Source organism: Serinicoccus chungangensis, from assembly GCF_006337125.1.
GTDB classification, from domain to species: domain Bacteria; phylum Actinomycetota; class Actinomycetes; order Actinomycetales; family Dermatophilaceae; genus Ornithinicoccus; species Ornithinicoccus chungangensis.
Genome location: NZ_CP040887.1, coordinates 1,912,743 through 1,938,111, shown reverse-complemented (window position 1 = coordinate 1,938,111; position 25,369 = coordinate 1,912,743). Strand labels below are relative to the sequence as shown.

Below are 25,369 nucleotides of genomic sequence, written 5' to 3'. Positions count from 1 at the left end.
CGGGCCGCGGCTCAGGAGGCCGAGGTGAAGGTCAGCGCGACGTTGACGCCGCCGAACCCGAAGGCGTTGTTGACCGCCGCCAGCTGGCCCTCGGGCAGCGCGCGCGCCGTGCCGGTGACGACGTCGAGGTCGATCTCGGGGTCCTGCTGATCCAGGTTGAGCGTCGGGGGCACCTGGCGGTGGTGCAGCGCCAGCACGGTGAGCAGGGCTTCCAGCGCACCGGCCGCACCCAGCAGGTGACCGGTCATCGACTTGGTCGCGGTCACCGCGATCTCGCCGGTGTGCGCGCCGAAGGCCCGGTGGATCGCCCGCGTCTCCGCGACGTCCCCGACCGGGGTGGAGGTCGCGTGCGCGTTGATGTGGGCGATGTCGGTGGTGGCGAGGCCGGCGTCGGCGATGGCCTCCTCCATGGCCCGGGCGGCCCCGGCGCCCTCGGGCTCACCGGCGGTGATGTGGTAGGCGTCGGAGGACATGCCGAGCCCGTCGAGGTAGGCGTAGATCCGCGCCCCCCGGGCCCGCGCGTGCTCCTCGGACTCCAGGACCATGACGGCGGCGCCCTCACCCATGACGAAGCCGTCGCGGTCCACGTCGTAGGGCCGCGAGGCGGCCTGCGGGTCGTCGTTGCGCCCCGACAGGGCGGTCATCGCGGCGAAGGCGGCGATGCACACCGGGTGGATGGCCGCCTCGGTGCCGCCGGCGACGACGACGTCGGCGCGGCCGGCCCGGATCATGCTGAGGGCCTGGCCCATCCCCTCGGCGCCCGAGGCGCAGGCGCTGACCGGGCAGTGCGCCCCGGCCCGGGCCCCGAGGTCGAGCGAGACGGCCGCCGCCGGGCCGTTGGGCATGAGCATCGGCACGGTCAGGGGGAAGACGCGGCGCGGCCCCTTCTCCTTGAGGACGTCCCACTGGCTCAGCAGCGTGTGGACCCCGCCGATGCCGGAGCCGATGGCGACGCCGAGCCGCTCGGGCTCGACCTCCGGTGCCCCGGCGTCGGCCCAGGCCTCACGGGCGGCGATGAGGGCGTACTGCCCCGAGGGGTCGTTGCGGCGCACCTCGACCTTCTTGAGCACCTCGAGCGGGTCGGTGTGGATCGGCGCGGCGAAGGTCACCGGCAGCTCGTGCTCGGCGACCCAGTCCTGCTCCAGGGTCCGGACACCGCTGCGGCCGGCCACGATCGCCTCCCACGTCTCCGGCGCCGTGCCCCCGACGGGGGTCGTGGCGCCGAGGCCGGTCACGACGACGCGGCGCGAGGTCTGGGTGGTGTCGGTCATGGGTGGCGGCCTCCTGGGACGGGACGTGCGTGGTCAGGTCGACGACATCAGGGTATGCCGTCGGGCTGGGGCCGGCCCGGTGCGTCGCGGTCCGCGGGGCACCGGGCCGGGGCGGGGTCAGCCCTGGTTGTTGGCGATGTAGGACACCGCGTCCTTGACGTGGGTGAGGTTCTTGACCTCGTCGTCGGGGATGCGGACGCCGAACTTGTCCTCGGCGTTGACGACGATCGTCATCATCGACAGGGAGTCGATGTCGAGGTCCTCGGTGAAGGACTTGTCCATCTGGACCTCCTCCGCCTCCAGCCCGGTCTCCTCGTTGACGATCTCGGCCAGACCCGCGAGGATCTCCTGCTCGCTCAGTGCCATGGTGCGTTCTCTCCTAGCGTGGACAACAGTTGCCGACCCGGGATCCTGCTCGCCCGCCGGGTCACGGGAGTCATCGTGGGCGCGCTCAGGGCATCTCGACGACCTGGGCGGCGTAGACCAGCCCGGCGCCGAAGCCGATCTGCAGGGCCAGGCCGCCGTGCGGCGCCTCGCCCTCCTCGAGCATGCGGCTCATCGCCAGCGGGATCGAGGCCGCGGAGGTGTTGCCCGTCTCGGCGATGTCGCGCGCGACCGGCACGTGCTCGGGCAGCTCCAGGGCCTTCACCATCGCGTCCGTGATGCGCATGTTGGCCTGGTGGGGGACGAAGGCGTCCAGGTCGGCCGGGGTGATGCCGGCGGCCTCGACGGCCCGGCGCGCGACCGGGGCCATGGAGAAGACCGCCCAGCGGAAGACGGTCTGGCCCTGCATGGTGAAGGCCGGCCAGTGCAGCGGCTCGGCGCGCCCGCTCGTCTCCATGGCCGGGCGCAGGTCGGTCCAGGACTCGCGCTGGGTGATGGCGTCGGCGCGCTCGCCCAGGCTGCCCCAGATCGTGGGGCCGATGCCGGGCCGGTCGGCGACCCCCACCACGGCCGCCCCGGCCCCGTCGCCGAAGATGAAGGCCGACCCGCGGTCGTGCTTGTCGGTGAAGTCCGAGAGCTTCTCCACCCCGACGACCAGGACGGTGTCGGCGCTGCCGGCGCGGATCATGTCGTTGGCCTGCGCGATGGCGTAGCAGTAGCCCGCGCAGGCCGCCGAGATGTCGAAGGCGGCCGGGTCCTCCATGCCGAGACGGTGCGCCAGGACGGGCGCGGCAGCCGGCGTCTGGAAGGGGTGCGTGACGGTCGCCATGATGACGGCGTCGACCTGGCCGGTCTCGATCCCGGCGCGCTCCAGGGCCTGGCGCGAGGCGGCCTCGGCCATGTCGACGACCGTCTCGTCCTCCCGGGCGAAGCGCCGGGTGACGATGCCCGAGCGCTGCCGGATCCACTCGTCGCTGGAGTCGATGTGCTGGATGATCTCCTCGTTGGTCACCACGCGCTCGGGTCGGTAGGCCCCCAGGCCCAGGATCCGGGCGTGGCGCAGCGTGGTGGGTGCCGAGAGGGCGGGTCGCGTGCTCACGGGCGGGCCTCCTGAGATGGGCGGGGACGGGTCACGGGAAGGTGGGTCAGGCGGCGCCGTGCTCGCGCACCATGCGCGCCGCGGCGTCCAGGTCGTCCGGGGTCTTCAGCGCCAGGGTCTCCACGCCCCGCAGGCCCCGCTTGGCGAGCCCCACCAGGGTGCCCGCCGGCGGGAGCTCGATGAGCCCGGTCACGCCCATGGCGAGGAGCGCCTCCATCGTGAGGTCCCACCGCACCGGGCCGGCGACCTGCGCGATGAGCCGCCGCAGGACCTCGCCGCCGTCGGCGACGACCTGCCCGTCCGCGTTGGACAGCAGCGGGACCCGCGGGTCCTGGGGCGCCAGCGACTCGGCGTGTCGGGTGAGCCGGTCGACGGCCGGCTGCATGTGGTGGGTGTGGAAGGCGCCGGCGACGGGCAGCGGGAGGACCCGCGCGCGCGTCGGCGGCTCCTGCTCCAGGGCGGCCAGCTGGTCCATCGTCCCGGCCGCCACGACCTGCCCCGCGCCGTTCATGTTGGCCGGGGTGAGGCCGTGCCGCTCCAGGGCCTCGGCGACCTCGGTCGGGTCACCGCCCACGACGGCCGACATGCCGGTCGGGGTGAGCGCGGCCGCCTCGGCCATGCCGAGCCCGCGCTCGCGGACGAAGCCCATCGCCTCGTCCGGCGCGAGCACCCCGGCGACGGCGGCGGCGGTGACCTCGCCCACGGAGTGCCCCGCGGTGGCCGACACGTGCTGCGGCACCGTCTCCTGGTCGAGCAGCAGCGGCAGCGTCGCCAGGCCGGAGCCGACGATGAGCGGCTGCGCGACGGCGGTGTCCTTGATGGTCTCGGCGTCCGAGGTGGTGCCGTGGGTGACCAGGTCGAGCGACGCGGCTGCGGCCAGCGCCTCGAGCCGCTGCCGCACGGCCGGCTCCTCGAGCCAGGGGGCGAGGAAACCAGGGGTCTGGGAGCCCTGTCCGGGCGCGACGATGACGAGCACGCTCCTACTGTGCCGGTGAGACCCTCCAGGATGCGACTGCGCGACGCACGACAATCGGCGACGATCTTCGTAGGATCCCTACAACCGGGGCGTCTGGGCGGCCTGCGCAGGCGTTCGCGCCGGGCGTCGCGTCAGCGGCTCCCGCGCCACAGGCGCGGCCCGGTCCCCATCCGGCCCAGGGCCAGCGCCACCTGCAGCACCCAGGCGTCGCGCGCGTCGTGCGGGTCCAGCCCGACGACCTCGCTGACCCGCCGCAGGCGGTAGCGCACGGTGTTGGGGTGCAGGAAGAGCAGCCGCGCGGTCGCCTCGAGGACCATCCCGTGGTCGAGGTAGGCCTGCACGGTGTCCAGCAGCGCGGAGGGGTGCTCGCGCAGCGGGGCGTAGACGCGGTCCACCAGCATCCGGCGGGCCGGTCCCTCGCCCAGCAGCGAGCGCTCGGCCAGGAGCTCGTCGGCGGCCACCGGCCGGGGTGCGTCGCCCCAGGCCGGCGCGGCGTCCACCCCGGAGAGCGCGGCCCGGGCGGACCGCCCGGCCGCGAAGAGGTGGGGCACCCGCGGCCCGACGACCACCGGCCCCTCGCCGAAGCAGTCGGCCAGGGCCCCGGCGTCGCCGAGCGGGTCGGTGCTGCCCCCGAGGACGCAGACCAGGCGTCGGTCGTGCGCGGCCCCGAGCGCGGAGCGGCCCAGGGTGCGGGCTGCGGTCCGCAGCGCCTCCACGGCCGTGGTCTGGTCCCCCTCGGGCAGCAGTCCGGCCACCACGGTCACGTCGGTCACCCCCTCCCACCCGAGCTCGGCGGCGCGGGAGGCCATCGCGTCGTTGGCCTCCCCCCGGACGACGGCGTGGACGACGAGGGTCTCCAACCGGCTGTCCCAGCCGCCGCGGTGGTCGGCCGACCGGGCGTAGACGTCGGCGGCCGCGAAGGCGAGGTCCCGGGAGTAGCGCAGCACCGCCTCCCGCAGGGCCGGCGTCTCGGGCCCCTCGACCAGCTCGGGCACCGCCTCCTCGACCGTGGCGATCGCCGTCCGGGTGAGGTCCAGGGTCTGGCGCAGGGTGATCGTCGCCGCCAGGCTCGGGGGTGCCGCCGCGAAGATCTGCCCGGGCGGGGGTCCCGGGCGGGCGCCCGCGGCATACCAGGTCAGCAGGGCACCGATGCCCGCCTGCGCGACGAGCCGCACCCAGGCGCGGTCGGCGGCCCCCAGCTCGCGGAACCACGCGTGCTCGGCCTCCATCCGCGCGGCCGCCCGTCCCGCCAGGTCGGCGGCGTGGCGGGAGAGGTCGCGGTCGGGCACCCTCGCCAGCCTAGTCGGCGGCTGACAGGATCGAGGTATGCCGACCGCCTCCCCGCTCGTCCTCGCCCACCGCGGAGCCTCCGGGCGGCTGCCCGAGCACACCCTGGCCGCCTACGAGCTCGCGGCGCGCCAGGGCGCCGACTACCTCGAGCTCGACCTCGTGGCGACCAGGGACGGCACCCTGGTGGCCCGGCACGAGAACGACATCTCGGGGACGACCGACGTGGCCGACCACCCCGCCCTCGCCGGGCGGCGGCGCCGGGAGGTGGTCGACGGCACCCCGGTGGAGGGGGTCTTCACCGAGGACCTCGACCTCGACGAGCTGCGGACCCTGCGCGCGCGGGAGCGGCTGCCGCACCTGCGGGGGACCGACCGGGACGGGCGGTGGCCCGTCCCGACCTTCCCCGAGATCATCGCGCTGCGGGCGGCGCTCAGCGAGGAGCTGGGGCGCGAGCTGGGGCTCTACGTCGAGCTCAAGCACCCCACCCACTTCTCCGGGCTGGGGCTGCCGCTGGAGGAGCGGATGCTCGCCGACCTGGAGGCCGCGGGACTGGTGTCCCGGGACGCGCCGGTCTTCGTCCAGTGCTTCGAGCCGGGCAGCCTGCGGCGGCTGCGCGAGGAGCTGGGCTGCCCGCTGCGCCACGTGCTGCTGGCGACCGCGCACGAGGACGTGCCCGCCGACCTGCGGGCCGCCGCGCAGCCGCGGACCTACGCCGAGCTGCTCTCGCCCGCGGGGCTCGAGACCCTGGCGGGCGTCGTCGACGGGGTCGGTCCGCGCAAGCAGATGGTGCTGCCGTGGGCGCCGGACGGGACCCTGGGGGAGCCGACGTCGCTGGTGGGGGACGCGCACGCGGCCGGCATGGTCGTGCACGCCTGGACCTTCCGGGCGGAGAACCCGTTCCTGCCACCGTCCTTGCGCCGTGGTCGCGACGCGGACGCGGAGCAGGGCGCCGGCCGCGGCGACGACCCGGAGCCGGCGGCCCACGGGGACCTCGCGGCGGAGGTGCGGGCCCACCTGGCGGCCGGGGTGGACGGCATCTTCACCGACCACCCCGACCTCGTGGTGCAGGCCCTGCGCGAGGGCACGCCCGAGGTGGGCTGACCCTCAGGCGTCCCCGCCGGTCGTGCCGGACGTGCCGGCGGTGACGTCGAGCAGGCGGTACTTCTCCGCCGCGTCCCGCGGCACCTGCGGGTCCAGCTCACCGCGGTCGGCCAGCATCTGCAGGGCCTTGACCGCCATCGACGGGCCGTCGATGTGGAAGAAGCGGCGCGCGGCCGGGCGGGTGTCCGCGAAGCCGAAGCCGTCCGCACCCAGGGCGTAGTAGTCCTCCGGGACCCAGGGGGCGATCTGGTCCTGGACGGCGCGCATGTAGTCGCTCGTGGCCACGATGGGCCCGTCGCCCTCGGAGAGGCGGCGAGTGACGTAGGGCACCCGGCGCTCCTGCTCGGGGTGCAGGAAGGCGTCGGTGTCGCACGCCATCGCCTCGCGGCGCAGCTCCGACCACGACGTCACCGACCACACGTCCGAGCTGACGCCCCAGTCCTCCCGCAGGAGGTCGGCCGCCTCGAGCGCCCACGGCACCCCGACCCCCGAGGCGAGCAGGCGCACGTGCTTGCCGTCCTGCTGCTCGCCGGTGGCGATCCGGTGCATCCCCTGGAGGATCCCCTCGGCGTCGACGTCGTCCGGCTGCGCGGGCTGGCGCATCGGCTCGTTGTAGACGGTGAGGTAGTAGATGACGTTCTCCGGGTCCTCGCCGTACATCCGCTCCAGGGCGCGCGGCAGGATGTGCGCCATCTCGTAGGCGTACGCCGGGTCGTAGGCGACGACCGCCGGGTTGGTCGAGGCGAGCAGGGGGGAGTGCCCGTCGGCGTGCTGCAGGCCCTCACCGGCGAGCGTCGTGCGCCCGGCCGTCGCGCCGATCATGAAACCGCGGGCGAGCTGGTCCGCCGCGGCCCAGATGCTGTCACCGGTGCGCTGGAAGCCGAACATCGAGTAGAAGATGTAGAACGGCACCATCGGCACCTGGTGGGTGTCGTAGGACGTGCCGGCGGCGCTGAACGCACCGACCGAGCCGGCCTCGTTGATCCCGACGTGCAGGATCTGACCCTGCTCGGACTCCTTGTAGGCCAGCATGAGGTCGGCGTCGACCGAGGTGTAGTTCTGCCCGTGGACGTTGTAGATCTTCGCCGTGGGGAAGAAGCTGTCCATGCCGAAGGTCCGGGCCTCGTCCGGGATGATCGGCACGACGTGCTTGCCGAACTCCTTGTCGCGCATCCACTCCTTGAAGATGCGCACCAGGGCCATCGTGGTGGCGACCCCCTGCTTGCCGGAGCCCTTCTTGGCCACGTCGTAGACCTTGGTGTCCGGCAGCTTCAGCGAGGTGCCGCCCGGCTGGCGCTTGGGCAGGTAGCCCCCCAGCGTGCGTCGGCGCTCCTTGAGGTACTGGATCGCCGGGTCGTCCTCGCCCGGGTGGAAGTACGGCGGGGCGTAGGGGTCGGCCTCGAGCTGCTCGTCCGAGATGGGGATCTGCAGGCTGTCGCGGAACGCCTTGAGGTCGTCCAGCGTGAGCTTCTTCATCTGGTGGGTCGCGTTGCGCCCGGCGAAGCTCTTGCCGAGGGAGTAGCCCTTGATGGTGTGCGCCAGGATCACCGTCGGCTGGCCCGTGTGGTTCATCGCGGCCTGGTACGCCGCGAACACCTTGCGGTAGTCGTGCCCGCCGCGCTTGAGCTTCCACCAGATGTCGTCGTCGCTCCAGTCCTTCACCAGCTCCTTGGTGCGCGGGTCGCGCCCGAAGAAGTGGTCACGGATCCACGCGCCGTCGTTGGCGCGGAAGGTCTGGAAGTCCCCGTCCGGGGTGGTGTTGAAGAGGTTCACCAGGGCGCCGGAGGTGTCCTGGGAGATGAGGTCGTCCCAGCCGCGGCCCCACAGGACCTTGACGACGTTCCACCCCGCGCCGCGGAAGAAGCTCTCCAGCTCCTGGACGATCTTGCCGTTGCCGCGCACCGGGCCGTCCAGGCGCTGCAGGTTGCAGTTGACGACGAAGGTGAGGTTGTCGAGCTCCTCGTTGGCCGCCACCTGCAGCAGGCCCCGCGACTCCGGCTCGTCCATCTCGCCGTCGCCGAGGAAGGCCCACACGTGCTGCTGGCTGGTGTCCTTGAGACCGCGGTTGTGGAGGTACTTGTTGAACGACGCCTGGTAGATGGCGTTCATCGGCCCGATGCCCATCGACACGGTCGGGAACTGCCAGAAGTCCGGCATCGACCGGGGGTGCGGGTAGGACGGGACGGCCGTGACGTCGTCCTGGAGGCCCTTGCTCTTCTCCTGCCGGAAGCCGTCGAGCTCGGTCTCGCTCAACCGGCCCTCGAGGTAGGCCCGGGCGTAGATCCCCGGGGAGGCGTGGCCCTGGAAGAAGACCTGGTCGCCACCGCCCTCGTGGTCACGACCGCGCCAGAAGTGGTTGAAGCCGACCTCGGTGAGGGTGGCCTGCGAGGCATACGTCGAGATGTGCCCGCCGACCGCGATGTCCGGGTGCTGCGCGCGGTGCACCATGACCGCGGCGTTCCACCGGATCCAGGCTCGGTAGCGGCGCTCCATGTCCTCGTCACCGGGGAACCACGGCTCCTGCTCGGGCGAGATGGTGTTGATGTAGTCGGTGGTCGTCAGCGACGGGATGCCGACCTGGTTGTCCCTGGCCCGCTCCAGCATGCGCAGCATGAGGTACCGGGCGCGCTGACGCCCGCCGGTGCTGATCGCGGAGTCCAGCGATTCCAGCCACTCCTGCGTCTCCTCGGGGTCCGTGTCGGGGACCTGGCTCGGCAGACCGTTCAGGATGGGGCCGGTGGAGCGCTCCTGGGCCATCAGGGTTGATCCTTCCTGCAAGGGGGTGTCCGGCCCAGTCTGTCACGTCCCTGACGCCGCGTCCGCGGTGGCCGACCCGGGGCCCGCCTTTACGTCACCCGCGCGACTCTGCTTGTCTAGTCCCACCATGGACGGGCAGAAGAGGACGGAGCAGCAGGACGTGACCGACGACGCGCAGGGGGAGGCACCCCTCGCGGGAATGGTGCGCAAACTGGGGCTGCGCCAGGGACAGATCGTCGTCGAGTACGGCTACGACGAGGACGTCGAGGAGGCCGTGCGCGAGGCCGCCGCCGCGGTGAGCGGGGCGCCCCTGGAGGCGGACGACTACGACGGCGTCGTCGACGTCGTGCTGCTGTGGTGGCGGGACGGCGAGGGCGACCTGGCGGACGAGCTCATGGACGCCCTGACGACCATGGAGGAGGGCGGCTGCATCGTGCTGCTCACCCCCGGCGCCGGCCGCGAGGACCGGGTGCCCGCCGCGGACGTGCAGGACGCCTGCACGACCTGCTCGATGACCGCCTCCGGCGCGGTCAACCTCGGGGAGTGGCTGGGCCAGCGCCTGGTGGGGCGCAAGTGAGCGCTGCCCGACCCGCACCGCTGGAGGTGGGTCGGCGCGCTCCCGACCTCGCGCTCCTGGACCAGGCGGGGGAGCGGCACACCCTCTCCGGCGCCGTGGCCGACCGGCACGCCCTGCTCGTCTTCTACCCCTTCGCCTTCTCCTCGATCTGCACCGGGGAGCTGCTGGAGATCCAGCTCAACATCGACGAGTTCGTCAACGACCGGGTCCAGGTCCTCGGGGTGTCCTGCGACCCCGCACCGACGCTGCGGGCGTGGGCGGCCCACGAGGGCTACCGCTTCCCGCTGCTGTCCGACTTCTGGCCGCACGGCCAGGTGGCGCGCGACTACGGCGTCTTCGACGAGGAGTCCGGTATGGCGGTGCGCGGCACCTTCCTCGTCGACCCCGACATGCGGGTGCGCTGGTCGCTCGTGCACGGACCGGGCGAGGCGCGGCAGATCGGTGCGCTGCACGAGGCGGTACGCGACCTGCAACAATGACGTCACACCCAAGTGAGGGGCCTGTAGCTCAGCTGGTAGAGCGCCGCGTTTACACCGCGTAGGTCGTCGGTTCGAGCCCGGCCGGGCCCACGTGAACCCCAGCACGCAGCAGACCGGTGTCGCCCTGGCCGACGTCGTCGCCGCCCTCGAGGAGCTCTACCCCGCCGCGACCGCGCAGTCGTGGGACCGCGTGGGTCTGGTCGCCGGCGACCCGGAGCAGCGCGTGCACCGGGTGCTGCTCGCGGTCGACCCGACGCTGGAGGTCGTGGCCGAGGCCGTGGGCACCGGGGCGGACCTCGTCATCACCCACCACCCCCTGCTGCTGCGTGGCATCCACTCGGTGGCCACGACGTCGGCGAAGGGGGCGACGATCACCGAGCTGGTGGTCAACGACGTCGCCCTCTACTGCGCGCACACCAACGCGGACGTCGCCGACCCGGGGGTCGGCCAGGCGCTCGCGGCCGCGTGCGGCCTGGCCGCCACGCAGGCGCTCACCCTGGCGGAGGGCCAGGAGTTGGGCCGCGTCGGCGAGCTGCCCGAGGCGGTCACGCTGGCGACCCTGGCCGGGCGCCTCGCGGCGGCGCTGCCGCCCACGGCGGGTGGGTGCGGGTCAGCGGTGACCCGGAGGCGCCGGTGCGCCGGGTCGCGGTGCTCGGCGGTGCCGGGGACGGCGAGTTCGAGGCGGTGCGGCGCGCGGGCGCCGACGTCTACGTCACCTCCGACCTGCGGCACCACCCGGCGCTCGAGGCCCGCGAGGAGGCCCGGGCCGCGGCCCGCTCCGGTGGCGCCGCGACGCCCTACCTCCTCGACGCCGGCCACTACGCCACCGAGTGGCTGTGGCTGCCCGGGCTGCGCGAGCTCCTCCTCAGCCGCCTCGACGTCGAGGTCGAGATCTCGACCGTCTGCACCGACCCCTGGGACCTCGTCGTCGGTGCCCGGCCGGACCAGGACCGCACGACCGACCACCCCGACGAAGGAGACCACCCGTGAAGGCACCCGCCCAGATGCAGGCCAGGCTGCTCGAGCTGCAGGACCTGGACACCCGCATCTCGCAGCTGGAGCACCGGCTGCGCTCGGTCCCCGAGCTCATCGACATCGCCCGCATGGAGCGGGAGCAGCCCGGCCTGGAGGCCGAGGTGGTCCGGACCAGCACCGAGGTCAGCGACCTGGAGCGGGAGGTGGCCCGGGCCGAGGCGGCCGTCCAGCTCGTCCGCGACCGGGCGGCGCGGGACCGCCAGCGCCTGGAGGCCGGCACCGGCAGCTCCAAGGACCTCCAGGGCCTGCAGCACGAGCTGGAGTCGCTGGCCCGGCGGCAGGGCGTCCTGGAGGACGAGGAGCTCGAGGTGATGGAACGCGTCGAGCAGGCCCAGGAGGCCCTGCAGGGCGCCGAGACCGCCCTGCAGGGGCACGAGGCCCGGCTCGGTGAGCTGCGCGCGGCGCGGGACGAGAAGGTCGCTGCCGTCGTCGCCGAGCGGGACGAGGTGGCCGCGGGCCGCGACGCCATCGTCGCCGACGTGTCGGACGAGCTGCTGGCGCTGTACGAGCGGCTGCGGGCCCAGACCGGCGCCGGCGCGGCGCCCCTGCAGCAGCGCCGCTGCGGCGGCTGCCGGCTCGAGCTCAACGCCGTCGACCTCGTGCGCATCCGGTCGGCCGCCGAGGACGAGGTCGTGCGCTGCGAGGAGTGCGGCCGCATCCTGGTCCGGACGGCGGAGTCCGGCCTGTGACCGGTGGGGCGCCGACCCCCGGGAGCGGTCCGGCGCCCGCGCACGAGGAGCCCGGGGAGCGGGCGGTCGAGGACCCGGCCGAGACGTACCTGTCCGACGAGACCCTGCCCGTCCTCGAGGGCAGCACCCGGCTGGTGCTGGTGCGCCACGGCGTCACCGACTTCACCCAGGCGCGCCGGATGGACGGGCGGGGTGGGGCCGACCCGGCGCTCAACGCCACCGGGCGGCTGCAGGCGCGGGCCGCCGCCGGTGCCGTCGCCGAGCTCCTCGCGCGCTCGGAGCCCGCACCGGTCCGCGTCGTCTCCTCCTCGCTGGCGCGGGCGCGGGAGACCGGCCAGCTGCTGGCCGACCGTCTCGGGGTCGAGCGCGAGGAGGACCGGGACTGGGACGAGCAGGGCTTCGGCGACTGGGACGGCCGGGCCATGCCGGAGCTCGCGGCGCGGGATCCCCGGGAGCTCGCGCGGCTGCGCGCCGACGTGGACTACGCCCGCCCCGGTGGCGAGTCCCGTCGGGACCTCGACGACCGGGTGGCCGCGGCGCTGGGGCGGGCGGTCGCCTCGGGGGGCACGGTCGTCGTCGCCACCCACCGGGTCGCCATCATGTCCGTCCTGTGCCGCGTCCTGGGGGTGCGGCACGACCGGGGCTGGAGCATCGCCACCGGACCTGCCTCGGTGAGCGCCGTCGAGATGTGGCCCGACGGCGGGGTGCAGGTGAGCTTCGTCAACGACACCCACCACCTGCGCGACCTGGACGAGGGATGACGGCATGAGCACGGTGCCCGAGGACCTCACCCCGATGGAGCGCGCCCCGGTGGCCGCGGAGGAGGGCTACGCCCTCAACCGGGACAACTGGGACGGCCGGGCGCAGGTGCACGCCGCCAGCGCGCACTACGACCTCGAGGGCTGGGTCGCCGACCCCACCCGGGTGGGCTCGGTCGTCCGCCGCGACCTGCAGATCCTGGCGCCGCACCTGCCGCCGGCGCTGCGGGACGGGGGTGACGGCATACCCCGCCTCGACGGGCTGGACGTCTGCCACCTGCAGTGCCACCTCGGGACCGACACCCTCGGCCTGGCGCGCCGCGGCGCCCGCTGCACCGGCGTCGACCTGTCGCCGGCGTCCCTGCGGGTCGCCCGCGACCTCGCGACCCGGGCCGGGCAGGACATCCGGTGGGTCGAGGCCAACGTGCTGGACGCCGCGGCCGCCGTGGGACGGACCTTCGACCACGTGCACACCTCGATCGGGACCCTGTGCTGGCTGCAGGACCTGGCCACCTGGGGCGCCCAGGTCGCCGCGCTGCTGCGCCCGGGCGGCACCTTCCTGCTGCGCGACAGCCACCCCATGATCAACGTCATGGGGGACACCGACGCGTCCACGATGACCCCGGCGTACTCCTACTTCCCGCTGCCGCCCGGCGAGGGCTTCACCTACGCCGACGGCGCGACCTACACCGACGGCGACAGCGCGCTCATCACCCAGCCGCGCAACGTGGAGTGGCCCCACCCGGTCGGCGAGATCCTCGGGGCGCTGCTCGGCGCCGGGCTGCGGATCGAGCACGTCGGCGAGCACCAGGACCTGCCCTGGCCGGCGCACCCCGCGATGACCCTCGAGGGCGGGGAGTGGGTGCTGCCCGAGCCGTGGCGCTCGCAGGTGCCGGTGGCGCTGAGCGTGGTGGCGCGCCGCCCCGGGGGCTGAGGCACCCGCAGCGCCCTGCCCAGGACGCGACCGCGGTCCGGTCAGCCGGGGAGCGCGTCGAGGACCCACGGCGCGCCGGCCCGGCGCGGGTCGTGCAGCTCGACGTCGAAGGCGCCCGCGAGCAGCTCCGCCAGGGCCCGGGGGGTCCGCGGGTCGGCCGGGTCCTGGCACAAGGCCCGGGCGACCAGGCCCCGGGTGTGCTTGGCCATGTGCGTGGCGCCGGGCACCCGCACGTGCACCCAGCGCCGCGCCAGGTCGGAGGTGGCGGCGGGGGTCCAGGCCGCGGCGTAGGTGCTGGAGCGGCAGTCCACGACCAGACCGCGGCCCGCCGCCCCGGTGAGCACCGGATCCAGGTGCGGTCGCCAGAACCCGGCGAGCGGGCCGACCCCGGGCAGGTTGACGGCCATGGACAGGCGGTAGGGCGCGAGCCGGTCGGTCATCCGCACGACGCCGTAGAGCGCGGAGACCACCCGCAGCCGGGCCGTGGCGCGCCGCGAGGCGCCGGCGTCCAGCGAGGCCAGGTCCAGCGCGTCGTAGAGCACCCCCGAGTAGAGCTCCCTGGCCGGGAGCGTCGGCGCGCTGCGCACCCGGGTGTTCCGGGCGATCTCGGCGGTGAGGTTCGGGCTGACCCCGAGCACGGCCGCGGCGTCCGTGCGCTCGCTGACCTGCGACAACGCCGTGAGCACCCGGTCCCGTGCCGGCGTCAGCCCGGGGGCGGAGAGGCCCTCCGGGCGGAGCGCGGAGCCACGCGTGCGCGTCTGCTTGGACTCGGACGGCGGGAGCAGGATGAGCACCGCGTCAGCCTAGGTCAGGTGTCGGTGCCCCGACGTAGGGTGGGCCTCATGGTGGAGCGTGCGACGAGCCTGGCCTGCGACCCGACCGCGTCCGAGACCGGCCGGCTGCTGGCGCGGGCGTTCCAGCAGGTCCGCGACGACCTCGAGGTGCGCCAGACCTTCCCGGAGGCGGCGCTGGCCGAGGTCGAGCAGGCGGTGGCCGCCCCGGACCTGCCCGAGCGCGACGAGACCGCGGTCGAGCTGGTCACCGTCGACCCGCCGGGGTCCATGGACCTCGACCAGGCCATGCACCTGGAGCGCGACGGCGCGGGCTTCCGCGTCCGCTACGCCATCGCCGACGTCCCCGCGTTCCTCGCCGAGGGCGGCGCGCTCGACGCGGAGACGCGGCTGCGCGGCCAGACGATCTACTGCCCGGACACGCGCGTGCCGCTGCACCCGCCGGCCCTCAGCGAGGAGGCGGCCAGCCTGCTCCCCGACGCCGTGCGACCGGCATACGTCTGGGACATCCGGCTCACCGCCGACGGCACGCGCGACACCGCCGAGATCTACCGGGCGATGGTGCGCTCCCGCCGCCGCTACACCTACGAGCAGGTGCAGGAGCTCGTCGACGGCGGGGAGGCGGAGCAGACGCTGCTGCTGCTCAAGGAGGTGGGGGAGCTGCGCGCCGCCCGCGAGGTCGCGCGCGGCGGCGCGAGCCTGCCGATGCCGGAGCAGGAGGTCGGGACCGGCGACGAGGAGGGGTGCGACTACACGCTGCGCCTGCGCCCGCTGCTGCCGGCCGAGGACTGGAACGCGCAGATCTCGCTGCTCACGGGGATGGTCGCCGCCCGCATGATGCTCGAGGGCGGGGTGGGCATCCTGCGGACCATGCCGCAGCCCGAGGACGGCGCGGTCGCGCGCTTCCGCCGGGAGGTCGAGGCGCTCGGCGCCCACTGGCCGGACGGCATGCCCTACGGCGAGTTCCTGCGCACCCTCGACCGGGCCGACAGCCGGCACCTCGCGATCGTCAACGCCGCGACCTTCCTCTTCCGCGGAGCCGGCTACACCGCCTTCGATGGCGAGCTGCCGCCGGAGGAGGACCGCGTCCAGGCCGCCGTCGCGGCGCCGTACGCCCACGTGACCGCGCCGTTGCGTCGCCTGGTCGACCGGTTCGGGCTGGCGGTGTGCGAGGCGCTCTGCGCCGGCAGGGACGTGCCCGCCTGGGCGCGGGAGGCCCTGCCGGGGCTGCCCGCCGTCATGGAGGAGACCGGTCGGCGGGCCCGGGCCGTCGACCGGGCCTGCCTGACGGCGGTCGAGGCGGCCGTGCTGCGCGACCGGGTGGGGGAGGACTTCGAGGCGGTCGTCGTCGACGGCGTCAACGGCGACCGGATGCAGGTGCAGCTGCTGGACCCACCCGTCAGCGACGTCGCCTCCGGCACCGCCCGGCTGGGCAGCACCGTCACCGTGCGGGTGGAGCGCGCCGACGTCCTCGCGGGCGAGGTCGACCTGCGCATCGTGGGGCAGGACGGATGAGCAACACCCCGCCCGGCCCCGACGGGGTGCGCGTCGTGGCCTCCGACTGCGACGGCACCCTGCTGCGCTCGGACGGCACGGTCTCGGACCGCACCCGCGCGGTGCTCGACCGCTGCGCGGCCGCGGGGGTCCGGGTGGTGCTGGTCACGGCGCGCCCGCCCCGGTGGATGGACGAGCTCGGCGACCTCGGGGTCGAGGCGGTGGCGCTGTGCGGCAACGGCGCCTTCACCTACGACGTCACGCGGCGCGAGATCATCGGCCACCGGTTGATGCCCAGCGAGCTCGTGGGCACCCTGCTGGCCGAGCTCAAGGAGGCCATGCCGGGGGTGGCGCTGGCCACCGAGTCGGTGCGCGGCTTCGCCCGCGAGCCGCACTTCCACCGGGCCAACGACCGGACCGACGGCCAGTGGCTGGTCGGCGAGATCGGGCAGCTGGCCCAGGAGCCGGCCGGCAAGATCCTCGTGCGGCACCTCGACTGGACCACCGAGCAGATCAGCACCCGGGTCAAGGAGGTCGTGGGGGAGCGCGCCGAGGTGGCCGACTCCGGGGCGGTCCAGCTCGGGGAGATCACCGGACGGGGGGTCACCAAGGCGCTCGCGCTCCTGACCTGGTGCGCCGAGCAGGACCCGCCGGTGGCGCCGCACGAGGTGTGGGCGTTCGGGGACATGCTCAACGACATACCGATGCTGGAGTGGGCGGGCCGTGCCCACGCCGTCGCCAACGCCCACCCGAAGGTCCTGGAGCTGGCCGACGAGGTGGTGCCGAGCAACGACGAGGACGGCGTGGCGCGCAGCGTCACCGCGCTCCTGGACGCCCGCGCGGTATGACAGGATCAGGGCTATGACGGACTCCGACCAGACCACCCCGGCCAGCACCCGACGCGGCAGCTTCGGCGGCGGACTGACCGCCCTGATCATCGGTCTGCTCGTGGTGACCGCGATCTTCGTCCTCGTCGACCTGGCGACGGGCGCGCTGCACCTCTGAGCCTCCCCGAGGGGGTGGATGAGCCGGCCGGTACGCCGGGTTCTGTCCCCTCGCGCCGTCACCGGCACCGCGAGGGTGGCGACCATCTATCTCGGGTGCGCGTTGCCGCGCACCTCCAGCGACCTACCCGTGCGCTCGGGCGGGCAGCCCTCGGTCGCGCACTGTCTGGTCTTGCTCCAGGTGGGGTTTACCGAGCCACGCCAGTCACCTGGCGTGCTGGTGGTCTCTTACACCACCGTTTCACCCTCACCCACCGCCGAGGCGGTGGGCGGTCTGTTCTCTGTGGCACTGTCCCGCGGGTCGCCCCGGGTGGCTGTTGGCCACCACCTTGCCCTGTGGAGCCCGGACGTTCCTCGGCGGGTCACCCGGAGGTGCCCGACGCGGCCGCCTGGCCGACTCATCCACACCGGTCAGGATAGCGGCCCTCGCGGAGGCTCCGGGTGCCGCCTGCCGGGCGGGGCCCTTCGCCGACTGCCGGGCCGGGACCGTGCACCGCCGGGAAACCTCCGTCGCCACCCGGCACCGCCACCGGGCACCCCGGTGCGCGGCCGTGCGGCGCGGACGGCGCGGGGGTGGGCCCGTAGACTTGCCCGACGTGACCACCACCGATCCCACCGCCGCGGACGTGCGTCGCTGGCGGCGACACCTGGCCGACGAGCACGCCAACATGCGGGCGTTCCGGGACCTGGCGGCGCGCCGCCAGGGCGAGGAGCGGGCGATCCTCACCGGTCTCGCCGACGCCGAGCAGCGGCACGCCGAGCACTGGGTGACGCTGCTGGGGGAGCGGGCGCACCCCACGCCCCATCCCACCCTCGCCCACCGGGCCCAGACGTGGCTGGCCCGCCGGTTCGGGATGGTCTTCGTCCTCGCCCTGCTGCAGCGGTCGAAGTCGGACAACCAGTACGCCGGTGAGCTCGACGCCGCCTCCTCCATGGCCGCCGACGAGCAGGTGCACGAGGAGGTCCTGCGCGGCCTCGCCGCCCGCGGCCGCCTGCAGCTGTCCGGCAACTTCCGGGCCGCCGTGTTCGGGGCCAACGACGGGCTGGTGTCCAACCTGGCCCTCATCATGGGCATGGCCGGGACGGGTGTGTCGGGGGCCGTGGTGCTGGCGGCGGGGATGGCCGGGCTGCTCGCCGGGGCGCTGTCCATGGGCGCCGGGGAGTACATCTCGGTGCGCTCGGCCCGCGAGCTGCTGGCCGCCTCGCAGCCGGCCAGGGGCACCCAGGAGGCGCTGGGCGCCCTGGACCTGCAGGCCAACGAGCTGGAGCTGGTCTACCGGGCGCGTGGCATGGACCGGGACCACGCGCGGTCGCGCGCCGCGACGGTCCTCGGCCAGGTCCAGCAGGCCGGGCGGGCGCCCGAGGACGCGGTGCCGGTGGCCGCCACCGACGCCGACGAGCAGGACGCCGTCCTCAACCCGTGGGGGGCCGCGCTGTCCAGCTTCGGTTTCTTCGCCTCCGGAGCCCTCATCCCGGTGCTGCCCTACCTCCTCGGTCTGACGGGGTATGCCGCGGCCGGCGTCGCCATGCTCGCCGTCGGGATCGCGCTGCTGGTCACCGGTGGCGTGGTGGGGGTGCTGTCGGGCGCCTCCCCCCTGGGCCGGGGCGTGCGCCAGCTGCTCATCGGGTACGGCGCCGCAGTCGCGACCTACCTGCTCGGACTGGCCTTCGGGGCGGCCGGCATCGGCTGACCCGGACGGTCCGGCGGGCCCACCGCGCGTCGGGTGCGGGCCTGCCGCGGGTCCGGTGGGGAGGCCTCAGCGCGTGAAGGTCGTGGCACCGGCGTCGCGCAGGTCGTGGACCGGCACCCCGCCGTCCGCGCCGAAGTCACCGATGTGCTGCACGTACATCCCGCGGCCGCGGTCGTTGAGCAGGCCGTCGTGGATGGGCACGACCCCCTGGGCGGGGGCGATCCGCCGCACGAAGGCGATGGCCTCGGCGACCTTGCCCCACGGCGCGCTCACCGGCACGCCGAGCAGGTCGACGGGGCCCGGGTCGCCGTCCAGGGCGTCACCGGGGTGGTAGAGGACCGGCTCGCCCTCGGCGCGGACGACGACCCCGGTGTTGCCGATCCGCGGCACGTAGGGGTGGATGTCGGCGTGCCTCTCACCGACCCCGGTCAGCGTCACCAGGCCCGACCCCGAGCCCAGCTCGACGGACTCGCCGGCCCCCAGCGTCTCGACGCGGTCGGCATACCCGGAGTCCTCGACCGACTCCGCGGTCTGGGCCTCCATGAGCACCCGGGCGTCCGGGTTCGCGGCCAGCAGGGGCTCGGTCCGCTCAGGGTCCAGGTGGTCGGGGTGCTGGTGCGTCACGACGACGGCGGTGAGCCCGGTGACGTCCTCGACCGAGGAGAACACCCCCGGGTCGACGAGGATCCGCTGGTCGGCGATCTCCACGAGGAGGCAGGCATGTCCGAGGTGGGTGATCTGCATACCGCCACCCTAGGGGTGGCCACGTAGCCTTGCTCCTCGTGGAGTTCCTCAACGGCACCGAGCCGGTGCACGACCTGACCTACAACGACGTCTTCATGGTCCCGTCCCGGTCGTCGGTGACCTCCCGGCTGGACGTCGACCTGTCGACCGCCGACGGCACGGGCACCACCCTGCCCCTCGTGGTCGCCAACATGACCGCGGTCGCGGGGCGGCGCATGGCCGAGACGGTCGCCCGCCGGGGCGGCGTCGCCGTCCTCCCGCAGGACATTCCGCTGCCGCAGGTGCGCGGGACGATCGGGGCGGTCAAGGACAGCCACCCGCTCTACGAGACGCCGATCACCATCGAGCCCGGCGCACCCGTCGCCCAGCTGCTGTCGGTGATGTCCAAGCGGGCGCACCAGGCCGCGGTCGTCGTCGAGGACGGCTCCCCGGTGGGGATCGTCCTGGAGTCCGACACCGAGGGCGTGGACCGCTTCTCCTCCGTGCGGGACGTCATGCAGCCGCCGCGGGTCGTGCTCGAGGAGGGCGTCGAGCCGCGCGCGGCCTTCGACCTGCTGGAGGAGACGCGCGCCGGGATGGCGCCCGTGGTCGTCGACGGGCGCCTGGCCGGCGTGCTGACGCGCACCGGGATCGTCCGGTCGGGGATCTACACGCCCGCCCTGGACGCCGCGGGCCGGCTGCGGGTCGGGGCCGCCGTCGGCATCAACGGCGACGTCGCAGGTCGGGCGACCGAGCTGCTGGACGCCGGCGCGGACGTGCTCGTCGTCGACACCGCCCACGGCCACCAGGACAAGATGATCGACGTCCTCCCGGCCGTGGTCCGGGCGCGCGACGAGCACGAGGCGGCCACCGGCGTCCGGGTGGCCATCGCGGCCGGCAACGTCGTCTCCCGCACCGGCACGCTGGAGCTGGTCGAGGCGGGAGCCGACATCGTCAAGGTCGGCGTCGGGCCCGGGGCGATGTGCACGACCCGGATGATGACCGGCGTGGGGCGGCCGCAGTTCTCGGCGGTGCTCGAGTGTGCCGACGCGGCCCGCGAGGTCGGCGCGCACGTCTGGGCCGACGGTGGCGTGAAGTACCCCCGGGACGTCGCCCTCGCCCTCGCGGCGGGAGCCGGGTCGGTGATGGTGGGCTCGTGGTTCGCCGGGACGCTGGAGTCGCCCGGCGACCTCATCCGCGACGCCGACGGCCGGCTCTACAAGGAGTCCTTCGGTATGGCGTCGGCCCGCGCGGTCCGCCACCGCACCCGGGACATGTCGGCCTTCGACCGGGCCCGGGCCGCCCTCTTCGAGGAGGGCATCTCCTCGGGGCGCATGTTCGTCGACCCGGCCCGCCCCGGGGTGGAGGACCTCATCGACCAGATCGTCTCGGGGGTGCGCTCAGCCTTCACCTACGCCGGGGCGCGCACCATCGGGGAGTTCCACACCCGCGCCGTCGTGGGCCTGCAGGGCGCCGCCGGCTACGACGAAGGGCGCCCGCGGCACACCTCCTGGTGACCCGGCGTTCGCGGCACACCTCCTGGTGATCCGGCGCCCGCGGCATACCTCCGCTCGCCCGACCGCTGTCGTCCGGTTCGTCATCCCTCGTCCTCCTAGTCAACCTTCGGCCCCGTCGAGGAGGACGACAGCTGACTACCAGGACGAAGGTCGACCTCCCGGCCGACGGACAGCCCCGCCGACCGGCCGCCCGGCACCGGGGCGTCACGAGGCCCGGGTGGCGATGAGGTGCGGGTGGGCGCTCCGAGCGGCCCGCGCGACCACCCCGGACACCACGGCGGGCTGCGTGAGGCACTCCCACGTGAGCCGTCCGACCCCGTAGCCGAGCGCCCTGATCCGGTCCTCGCGGTGCTTCTCGGCCGCCAGGGCCTGCCGGCCGTCCTGCCCGGCGTACTTCAGCCGCCCGTCGAACTCCAGGACCACCCCCAGCTCGGGCAGGTAGAGATCCACGCGAGCCACGACGACGTCGCCGTCGCGGACCACGTACTGCGGGATGACGGTGAGGCCCAGGTCGAGGAGGATCAGCCTCAGGAGCGACTCACCCGGGGACTCGCTGCGGCCGTCGGCCCGCGCGACGGCCAGCCTGGCTCCCACGACCTCGGGGACGTGCGCCCACGCGTGGAGCTGTTCCACGAGGTCGTCGGGGGAGACCAGCCCGCGGTGCAGGGCGGCGTCCATCGCCGCCACGGCCGGCCCGTGCGGCACCTGCAGCGCGGTGCCGACCACCGCCGTCGCGGCAGCGACGACCGGCAGGCCCTCGACCCGGGTGATCCGCTCCTCGCCGGGGCACAGGTGCACGCTGTAGTCGGAGCGCCGGCGGCTGGTCCCGACCGGGCGTGCGTGGCACACGTGCAGGCGCTCGAGGGGCACCTGCGGGACCGGCAGCCCCCAGAGCAACGCCGCCGACAGGTGGCTGGCGGCCCAGTCCTCGGGCCGGCTGCGCACGAGCGCGTGGACCCGGAGCACATGCCGACCGGCGTCGTAGGGCTCGCGCTCCAGCGCGCTGGTCTGCACGTAGGCGCCTCTGCCCACGCGGGTCAGGACCTTGCGGGCCACGAGCAGCCGGAGCACCTCCCGCGAGATGCCGATGGAGGCGGCCTCGGCGGTGGTGATGGCGAAGTGGTGGGTGTGGAGGAAGCCCTCCAGGGCCGGTTTCATGACCGTCAGGCTGGCAGGTCCGCGGCTGGGTCGGAGGCGCGCGACCGGAATCTGTGGACAACGTCGGCTGGCGGCACGGACCCTCGTCCGGCATGTCAACCACCAGCCCCCTCGACGAGGACGACGGATGACGATCCGGACGACGGCTGACGACCCGGACGACAGCTGACCGGCCGGACGAGGGACGCCGCGCCGGGGCGCGGCATACCCCGTGGCGGGCTCAGCCCAGGTGCTTGGCCTGCCAGGCGGCGCCGATGATGCCGGCGTCGTTCTTGAGCATGGCGGGCACGATGGGGGCCCGGGTGTGCAGGAGCGGGAGGTACTTGTCGGCCTTCTTCGACACGCCCCCGCCCACGATGATGAGGTCGGGCCAGAGCAGGTCCTCGACGTGGGAGTAGTAGCGCTGCAGCCGCTCGGCCCACTCCTCCCAGGACAGGTCCTCGTCCTCCCGGGCGCTGCTGGCGGCGCGGGTCTCGGCGTCGTGGCCGTCCAGCTCGAGGTGCCCCAGCTCGGTGTTGGGCAGCAGCTCGCCGTCCATGAAGAGCGCGGTGCCGATGCCGGTGCCCAGGGTGGTGAGCAGGACCACGCCGTCGTTGCCGCGTCCGGCGCCGTAGTGCATCTCCGCGACCCCCGCGGCGTCGGCGTCGTTCATGACGTGCACCCGGCGGCCCACCGCCTTGCTGAACACGCTGTCCGCGTCGGTCCCGATCCAGGAGGGGTCGATGTTGGCGGCGGTCCGGACGGTGCCGTGGTGGACGACCGCGGGCACGGTGATGCCGACCGGGGCGTGCTTGTCGAGGTCGTCGTGGAAGGTTGTGACGATCTCGGCGACCACCTCGGCGACGGCGTCCGGCGTCGACTCCTCCGGGGTCGGGATCCGCTGGCGCTCGGTGGCGAACTCGCCGGCCTCGAGGTCGACGGGAGCCCCCTTGATGCCGCTGCCGCCGATGTCGATCCCCAGGACGTCGTGCTTCTTGCCCATGCTTCCTCCCACGTGGTGACGGAGCACCGAGTATGCCGTGCCGCACGTCCGCGCGGCAGGGGGAACCGGCGCGGGGGTCAGGGCAGGGTGAGGATCTCGGCGCCGTCGTCGGTGATGAGCAGGGTGTGCTCGAACTGCGCGGACGGACGGCCGTCGGCGGTGAGGACGGTCCAGCCGTCCTCCCACTCGGTCCAGTCGGGCGTGCTCAGGTTGAGCATCGGCTCGATGGTGAAGGTCATGCCCGGCTCGATGAGGGTGTCGTAGTCGGGGGCCGCGTCGTAGTGGGGGATCACCAGCCCGGAGTGGAAGGCCTCGCCCACGCCGTGCCCGGTGTAGTCGCGGACCACGCCGTAGCCGAACCGGCCGGCGTAGCTCTCGATGACCCGCCCGATGACGTTGATCTCGCGCCCGGGCCGCGCCGCGCGGATGGCGCGCGCCAGCGCCTCCTGGGTGCGCTCGACCAGCAGCCGGGTCTCCTCGGCCACCTCACCGCACAGGAAGGTCGCGTTGTTGTCGCCGTGGACCCCGCCGACGTAGGCCGTGATGTCGATGTTGCAGATGTCGCCCTCGCGCAGCTCGCGGTCGTCGGGGATGCCGTGGCAGATGACCTCGTTGACCGAGGTGCACAGCGACTTGGGGAAGCCCCGGTAGCCCAGGGTCGAGGGGTAGGCGCCGTGGTCGAGGAGGAACTCGTGGCCGGCCCGGTCGATGGCGTCGGTCGTCACCCCGGGGCGGACCATCTGGCCGCAGAGCTCCAGCGCCTGCGCGGCCAGCCGGCCGGCGTGCCGCATCGCCTCGATGGTCTGCGCGTCCTTGACCTCCGAGCCCCGGAAGGGCGCCGGGGCGGGCCGGTCGACGTACTCCGGACGGGCGATGGAGGCGGGCACCGGCCGACGGGGGCTGACGCGTCCGGGGGCGATCGGGGCGAGGGTGGGCATAGGGTCCAGTCTAGGTGCCGTGCCCCTGCCCGGGGCACGGAGTCGAGACCGCACGGAGGCGACGGATGCAGTACTGGTACAACACCAAGACCGGCCAGGTGGAGTCCGAGGTCGACGACCGGCGCGCGCGCAGCGCGGACCTGCTCGGTCCCTACGGCAGCGAGGACGAGGCCTCCCGCGCCCTGGAGATCGCCCGCGAGAAGACCGAGCGCTGGGACGAGCAGGAGCGCGAGGACGACAACTGGGACAACAACCCGCTCAACGACGAGGGCTGACCGCCCGACGCGGCCGACGTCGGGGGAGAGGGCGGGCTCAGCGGTGCAGCCGGGGCAGGACCTCGCGGCCGAAGACCTCGAGCCACTCCTGCTGGTTGCGCCCGACGTTGTGCAGGTAGACCCGGTCGAAGCCGAGGTCGAGCAAGCTCTGGATGTGCTCCCGGTGCACGTCGGGGTCGGAGGAGATGACCATCCGGCCCTCGAAGTCCTCGGGCCGCACGAGCTGGGCCATGGCCGCGAAGTCGTGCGGTGAGCGGATGTCGGCCTTGCCGAACTTCATCCCCCCGTTGGGCCACTCCCGCACCGCGTTGTCGAGGGCCTCCTCGTCGGTCGGCGCCCAGGACAGGTGCAGCTGCAGCACCTTGGGCATGGTGTCCGGGTCCTTGCCGGCCTCCCGGGCCCCCTCGGCGAACTTCCCCAGCAGCATCTCGATCTTCTCGGGCGGGGCGCCGACGGTGATGATCCCGTCGGCGTGCCGCCCGGTCTTCTTCGCGTTGACCGGGCCCGCGGTCGCGACGAGGATCGGCGGCGCCTCGTCCGGCATGGTCCACAGCCGGGTGGTCTCCATCCGGAAGAACTCCCCGGCGAACTTCGTGTCCTTGCCCTCCAGGGACGCCCGGAAGAGCTGGGTGATGAGGTCGACGGCCTCGAACATCCGGCGCGAGCGCTCGCCGGCCTCCGGCCAGTAGCCGCCCAGCACGTGCTCGTTGAGCGCCTCGCCGGCGCCGACGCCGAGCCAGGTGCGCCCGGCATACATCGCCTCCAGGGTGGCGGCCGCCTGGGCGACGACGGCCGGGTGCCAGCGGAAGCTCGGGCAGACCACCCCGGGCCCGAGGTCCCCGGTGGTGCGCTCGCCCACGGCGGTCAGGACGTTCCAGACGAAGGCCGACTGCCCCTGCGAGGGGACCCACGGGGCGAAGTGGTCGGCGGCCATGCACCCGGAGAAGCCGTGCTCCTCGGCCGCGGCGGTGAGCGCCACCGCCTCGGAGGGGTGGAACTGCTCCAGCATCGCGGCATACCCGACCGTGAGTTCGCTCATGCTGCTCAGGGTATGCCTCGTCCCCGTCACCCCCGGCCCCGGTAGCGTGCTGCGGGTGGACGAGGTGCTGGTCGAGCGGGTGCTGCGCGCGGTCGAGCAGGTGCCGGCCGGGCGGGTGGTGAGCTACGGCGACCTCGCCGCCCTCGTCGGCATCGGCCCGCGCCAGGTCGGCTCGATCCTGCGGCACTGGGGCGACAACGTCACCTGGTGGCGGGTGACCGGCCACGCGGGCGACTTCCACGCCGACCTGCTCGCCCGGGCCCGGCCGCACTGGGACGAGGAGGGGATCCGGGTCAAGCCCAACGGTCGCGGCTGCCGGATCGCGGACCACCGGGCCGACCTGAGCGCGCTCGCCGCGGACTACGCCCGGGCCACGGCGGACCTCACCGATGGGGCAGGATGAGGCC

At 74.1% G+C, this 25,369-nt stretch carries 25 protein-coding genes, 1 tRNA gene, 1 other RNA gene and 1 pseudogene; 15 read left to right on the top strand and 13 right to left on the bottom strand.

Going from position 1 to position 25,369, the window contains the following annotated elements:
• Positions 1-11: 11 nt before the first annotated feature.
• The 5 genes from fabF to FHD63_RS08710 form a co-directional block, all read right to left on the bottom strand.
• Positions 12-1,271 carry a beta-ketoacyl-ACP synthase II gene (gene fabF / locus FHD63_RS08730; protein ID WP_139721727.1) on the bottom strand — a complete coding sequence of 420 codons (1,260 nt, stop codon included), beginning with the start codon at positions 1,269-1,271 and terminating at the stop codon, positions 12-14.
• Positions 1,272-1,388: 117 nt separating this feature from the next.
• Complete coding sequence (locus FHD63_RS08725; RefSeq protein ID WP_139721726.1) at positions 1,389-1,637, bottom strand: acyl carrier protein; 249 nt, start codon at positions 1,635-1,637, stop codon at positions 1,389-1,391.
• Positions 1,638-1,722: 85 nt separating this feature from the next.
• A complete protein-coding gene (locus FHD63_RS08720) occupies positions 1,723-2,754 on the bottom strand; it encodes a beta-ketoacyl-ACP synthase III (RefSeq protein ID WP_139721725.1) in 1,032 nt (343 codons plus the stop codon).
• A 46-nt stretch (positions 2,755-2,800) separates the two neighbouring features.
• Entirely contained in the window at positions 2,801-3,730 is a 930-nt protein-coding gene (locus FHD63_RS08715; protein WP_139721724.1) for an ACP S-malonyltransferase, read from the bottom strand.
• Positions 3,731-3,861: 131 nt separating this feature from the next.
• Positions 3,862-5,019, bottom strand: coding sequence for a PucR family transcriptional regulator (locus tag FHD63_RS08710; RefSeq protein ID WP_238705594.1), 1,158 nt, complete (start codon positions 5,017-5,019; stop codon positions 3,862-3,864).
• A gap of 37 nt (positions 5,020-5,056) precedes the next feature.
• Between FHD63_RS08710 and FHD63_RS08705 the strand changes: the two genes are divergently transcribed.
• The gene (locus tag FHD63_RS08705) at positions 5,057-6,121 is read left to right on the top strand and encodes a glycerophosphodiester phosphodiesterase family protein (RefSeq protein WP_139721723.1); all 1,065 of its coding nucleotides are present in this window, start codon (positions 5,057-5,059) and stop codon (positions 6,119-6,121) included.
• Positions 6,122-6,124: 3 nt separating this feature from the next.
• On the opposite strand, the gene aceE is transcribed toward FHD63_RS08705, so the two are convergent.
• The gene (aceE, locus tag FHD63_RS08700; RefSeq protein WP_139721722.1) at positions 6,125-8,878 is read right to left on the bottom strand and encodes a pyruvate dehydrogenase (acetyl-transferring), homodimeric type; all 2,754 of its coding nucleotides are present in this window, start codon (positions 8,876-8,878) and stop codon (positions 6,125-6,127) included.
• A gap of 127 nt (positions 8,879-9,005) precedes the next feature.
• On the opposite strand from aceE, the gene FHD63_RS08695 reads away from it, so the two are divergent.
• From FHD63_RS08695 to FHD63_RS08665, 7 genes and pseudogenes are all read left to right on the top strand, one after another.
• A complete protein-coding gene (locus FHD63_RS08695) occupies positions 9,006-9,455 on the top strand; it encodes a DUF3052 family protein (RefSeq protein WP_238705593.1) in 450 nt (149 codons plus the stop codon).
• The gene (locus FHD63_RS08690; RefSeq protein WP_174964918.1) at positions 9,452-9,934 is read left to right on the top strand and encodes a peroxiredoxin; all 483 of its coding nucleotides are present in this window, start codon (positions 9,452-9,454) and stop codon (positions 9,932-9,934) included. Before FHD63_RS08695 ends, FHD63_RS08690 begins: the two co-directional genes overlap by 4 nt.
• Positions 9,935-9,951: 17 nt before the next feature.
• Positions 9,952-10,024 (top strand) — tRNA-Val (locus FHD63_RS08685).
• Position 10,025: 1 nt separating this feature from the next.
• Positions 10,026-10,924 (top strand): annotated as a pseudogene (locus tag FHD63_RS08680) (Nif3-like dinuclear metal center hexameric protein).
• Positions 10,921-11,658: a zinc ribbon domain-containing protein gene (locus FHD63_RS08675; RefSeq protein WP_139721721.1), complete on the top strand. Its 738-nt coding sequence runs from the start codon at positions 10,921-10,923 to the stop codon at positions 11,656-11,658. The pseudogene FHD63_RS08680 and the gene FHD63_RS08675 overlap by 4 nt, the downstream one beginning before the upstream one ends.
• The gene (locus FHD63_RS08670) at positions 11,655-12,419 is read left to right on the top strand and encodes a histidine phosphatase family protein (RefSeq protein ID WP_158296743.1); all 765 of its coding nucleotides are present in this window, start codon (positions 11,655-11,657) and stop codon (positions 12,417-12,419) included. The genes FHD63_RS08675 and FHD63_RS08670 overlap by 4 nt, the downstream gene beginning before the upstream one ends.
• Positions 12,420-12,423: 4 nt before the next feature.
• The gene (locus FHD63_RS08665) at positions 12,424-13,350 is read left to right on the top strand and encodes a class I SAM-dependent methyltransferase (protein ID WP_238705592.1); all 927 of its coding nucleotides are present in this window, start codon (positions 12,424-12,426) and stop codon (positions 13,348-13,350) included.
• 41 nt (positions 13,351-13,391) lie between these two features.
• Here FHD63_RS08665 and FHD63_RS08660 read toward each other — a convergent pair whose 3' ends face one another.
• On the bottom strand, positions 13,392-14,144 hold the full coding sequence (locus FHD63_RS08660; protein ID WP_139721719.1) for a YaaA family protein: 753 nt from the start codon (positions 14,142-14,144) through the stop codon (positions 13,392-13,394).
• A 48-nt stretch (positions 14,145-14,192) separates the two neighbouring features.
• Between FHD63_RS08660 and FHD63_RS08655 the strand changes: the two genes are divergently transcribed.
• The 3 genes from FHD63_RS08655 to FHD63_RS15975 are packed head-to-tail and all read left to right on the top strand — an operon-like array spanning position 14,193 to position 16,640.
• On the top strand, positions 14,193-15,656 hold the full coding sequence (locus FHD63_RS08655) for an RNB domain-containing ribonuclease (protein WP_139721718.1): 1,464 nt from the start codon (positions 14,193-14,195) through the stop codon (positions 15,654-15,656).
• A complete protein-coding gene (locus FHD63_RS08650; protein ID WP_139721717.1) occupies positions 15,653-16,483 on the top strand; it encodes an HAD family hydrolase in 831 nt (276 codons plus the stop codon). Before FHD63_RS08655 ends, FHD63_RS08650 begins: the two co-directional genes overlap by 4 nt.
• 13 nt (positions 16,484-16,496) lie before the next feature.
• On the top strand, positions 16,497-16,640 hold the full coding sequence (locus FHD63_RS15975) for a hypothetical protein (RefSeq protein ID WP_158296742.1): 144 nt from the start codon (positions 16,497-16,499) through the stop codon (positions 16,638-16,640).
• 15 nt (positions 16,641-16,655) lie between these two features.
• Here the strand turns inward: FHD63_RS15975 and rnpB are convergent.
• An RNA gene (gene rnpB, locus FHD63_RS08645) (RNase P RNA component class A) lies at positions 16,656-17,040 on the bottom strand.
• A 186-nt stretch (positions 17,041-17,226) separates the two neighbouring features.
• Between rnpB and FHD63_RS08640 the strand changes: the two genes are divergently transcribed.
• Positions 17,227-18,330 carry a VIT1/CCC1 transporter family protein gene (locus FHD63_RS08640; protein WP_238705591.1) on the top strand — a complete coding sequence of 368 codons (1,104 nt, stop codon included), beginning with the start codon at positions 17,227-17,229 and terminating at the stop codon, positions 18,328-18,330.
• Between the two features lie 66 nt (positions 18,331-18,396).
• On the opposite strand, the gene FHD63_RS08635 is transcribed toward FHD63_RS08640, so the two are convergent.
• Complete coding sequence (locus tag FHD63_RS08635; RefSeq protein ID WP_139721716.1) at positions 18,397-19,074, bottom strand: MBL fold metallo-hydrolase; 678 nt, start codon at positions 19,072-19,074, stop codon at positions 18,397-18,399.
• A 38-nt stretch (positions 19,075-19,112) separates the two neighbouring features.
• Between FHD63_RS08635 and FHD63_RS08630 the strand changes: the two genes are divergently transcribed.
• A complete protein-coding gene (locus tag FHD63_RS08630; RefSeq protein WP_139721715.1) occupies positions 19,113-20,570 on the top strand; it encodes a GuaB1 family IMP dehydrogenase-related protein in 1,458 nt (485 codons plus the stop codon).
• 204 nt (positions 20,571-20,774) lie between these two features.
• On the opposite strand, the gene FHD63_RS08625 is transcribed toward FHD63_RS08630, so the two are convergent.
• The 3 genes from FHD63_RS08625 to map form a co-directional block, all read right to left on the bottom strand.
• The gene (locus tag FHD63_RS08625) at positions 20,775-21,728 is read right to left on the bottom strand and encodes a type IV toxin-antitoxin system AbiEi family antitoxin domain-containing protein (RefSeq protein ID WP_139721714.1); all 954 of its coding nucleotides are present in this window, start codon (positions 21,726-21,728) and stop codon (positions 20,775-20,777) included.
• 220 nt (positions 21,729-21,948) lie between these two features.
• A complete protein-coding gene (gene ppgK / locus FHD63_RS08620) occupies positions 21,949-22,710 on the bottom strand; it encodes a polyphosphate--glucose phosphotransferase (protein WP_139721713.1) in 762 nt (253 codons plus the stop codon).
• 77 nt (positions 22,711-22,787) lie between these two features.
• Positions 22,788-23,648, bottom strand: coding sequence for a type I methionyl aminopeptidase (gene map, locus FHD63_RS08615; RefSeq protein ID WP_139721712.1), 861 nt, complete (start codon positions 23,646-23,648; stop codon positions 22,788-22,790).
• Between the two features lie 65 nt (positions 23,649-23,713).
• On the opposite strand from map, the gene FHD63_RS08610 reads away from it, so the two are divergent.
• Positions 23,714-23,923: a methionine aminopeptidase gene (locus FHD63_RS08610; RefSeq protein ID WP_139721711.1), complete on the top strand. Its 210-nt coding sequence runs from the start codon at positions 23,714-23,716 to the stop codon at positions 23,921-23,923.
• A 37-nt stretch (positions 23,924-23,960) separates the two neighbouring features.
• On the opposite strand, the gene FHD63_RS08605 is transcribed toward FHD63_RS08610, so the two are convergent.
• Positions 23,961-24,962: a TIGR03557 family F420-dependent LLM class oxidoreductase gene (locus FHD63_RS08605; protein WP_139721710.1), complete on the bottom strand. Its 1,002-nt coding sequence runs from the start codon at positions 24,960-24,962 to the stop codon at positions 23,961-23,963.
• Here FHD63_RS08605 and FHD63_RS08600 point away from each other — a divergent pair.
• Positions 24,949-25,365: an MGMT family protein gene (locus FHD63_RS08600; RefSeq protein ID WP_338056399.1), complete on the top strand. Its 417-nt coding sequence runs from the start codon at positions 24,949-24,951 to the stop codon at positions 25,363-25,365. The two genes, FHD63_RS08605 and FHD63_RS08600, sit on opposite strands and share 14 nt — an antisense overlap.
• Positions 25,366-25,369 lie beyond the last annotated feature (4 nt).

Coding starts and splice junctions, on each gene's coding strand:
- FHD63_RS08605 (WP_139721710.1), bottom strand. CDS start 24,962: ATGAGCGAACTCACGGTCGGGTATGCCGCGATGCTGGAGCAGTTCCAC.
- FHD63_RS08725 (WP_139721726.1), bottom strand. CDS start 1,637: ATGGCACTGAGCGAGCAGGAGATCCTCGCGGGTCTGGCCGAGATCGTC.
- FHD63_RS08695 (WP_238705593.1), top strand. CDS start 9,006: ATGGACGGGCAGAAGAGGACGGAGCAGCAGGACGTGACCGACGACGCG.
- FHD63_RS08705 (WP_139721723.1), top strand. CDS start 5,057: ATGCCGACCGCCTCCCCGCTCGTCCTCGCCCACCGCGGAGCCTCCGGG.
- FHD63_RS08610 (WP_139721711.1), top strand. CDS start 23,714: ATGCAGTACTGGTACAACACCAAGACCGGCCAGGTGGAGTCCGAGGTC.
- FHD63_RS08665 (WP_238705592.1), top strand. CDS start 12,424: ATGAGCACGGTGCCCGAGGACCTCACCCCGATGGAGCGCGCCCCGGTG.
- FHD63_RS08635 (WP_139721716.1), bottom strand. CDS start 19,074: ATGCAGATCACCCACCTCGGACATGCCTGCCTCCTCGTGGAGATCGCC.
- FHD63_RS08655 (WP_139721718.1), top strand. CDS start 14,193: ATGGTGGAGCGTGCGACGAGCCTGGCCTGCGACCCGACCGCGTCCGAG.
- fabF (WP_139721727.1), bottom strand. CDS start 1,271: ATGACCGACACCACCCAGACCTCGCGCCGCGTCGTCGTGACCGGCCTC.
- map (WP_139721712.1), bottom strand. CDS start 23,648: ATGCCCACCCTCGCCCCGATCGCCCCCGGACGCGTCAGCCCCCGTCGG.
- FHD63_RS15975 (WP_158296742.1), top strand. CDS start 16,497: ATGACGGACTCCGACCAGACCACCCCGGCCAGCACCCGACGCGGCAGC.
- ppgK (WP_139721713.1), bottom strand. CDS start 22,710: ATGGGCAAGAAGCACGACGTCCTGGGGATCGACATCGGCGGCAGCGGC.
- FHD63_RS08650 (WP_139721717.1), top strand. CDS start 15,653: ATGAGCAACACCCCGCCCGGCCCCGACGGGGTGCGCGTCGTGGCCTCC.
- aceE (WP_139721722.1), bottom strand. CDS start 8,878: ATGGCCCAGGAGCGCTCCACCGGCCCCATCCTGAACGGTCTGCCGAGC.
- FHD63_RS08625 (WP_139721714.1), bottom strand. CDS start 21,728: ATGAAACCGGCCCTGGAGGGCTTCCTCCACACCCACCACTTCGCCATC.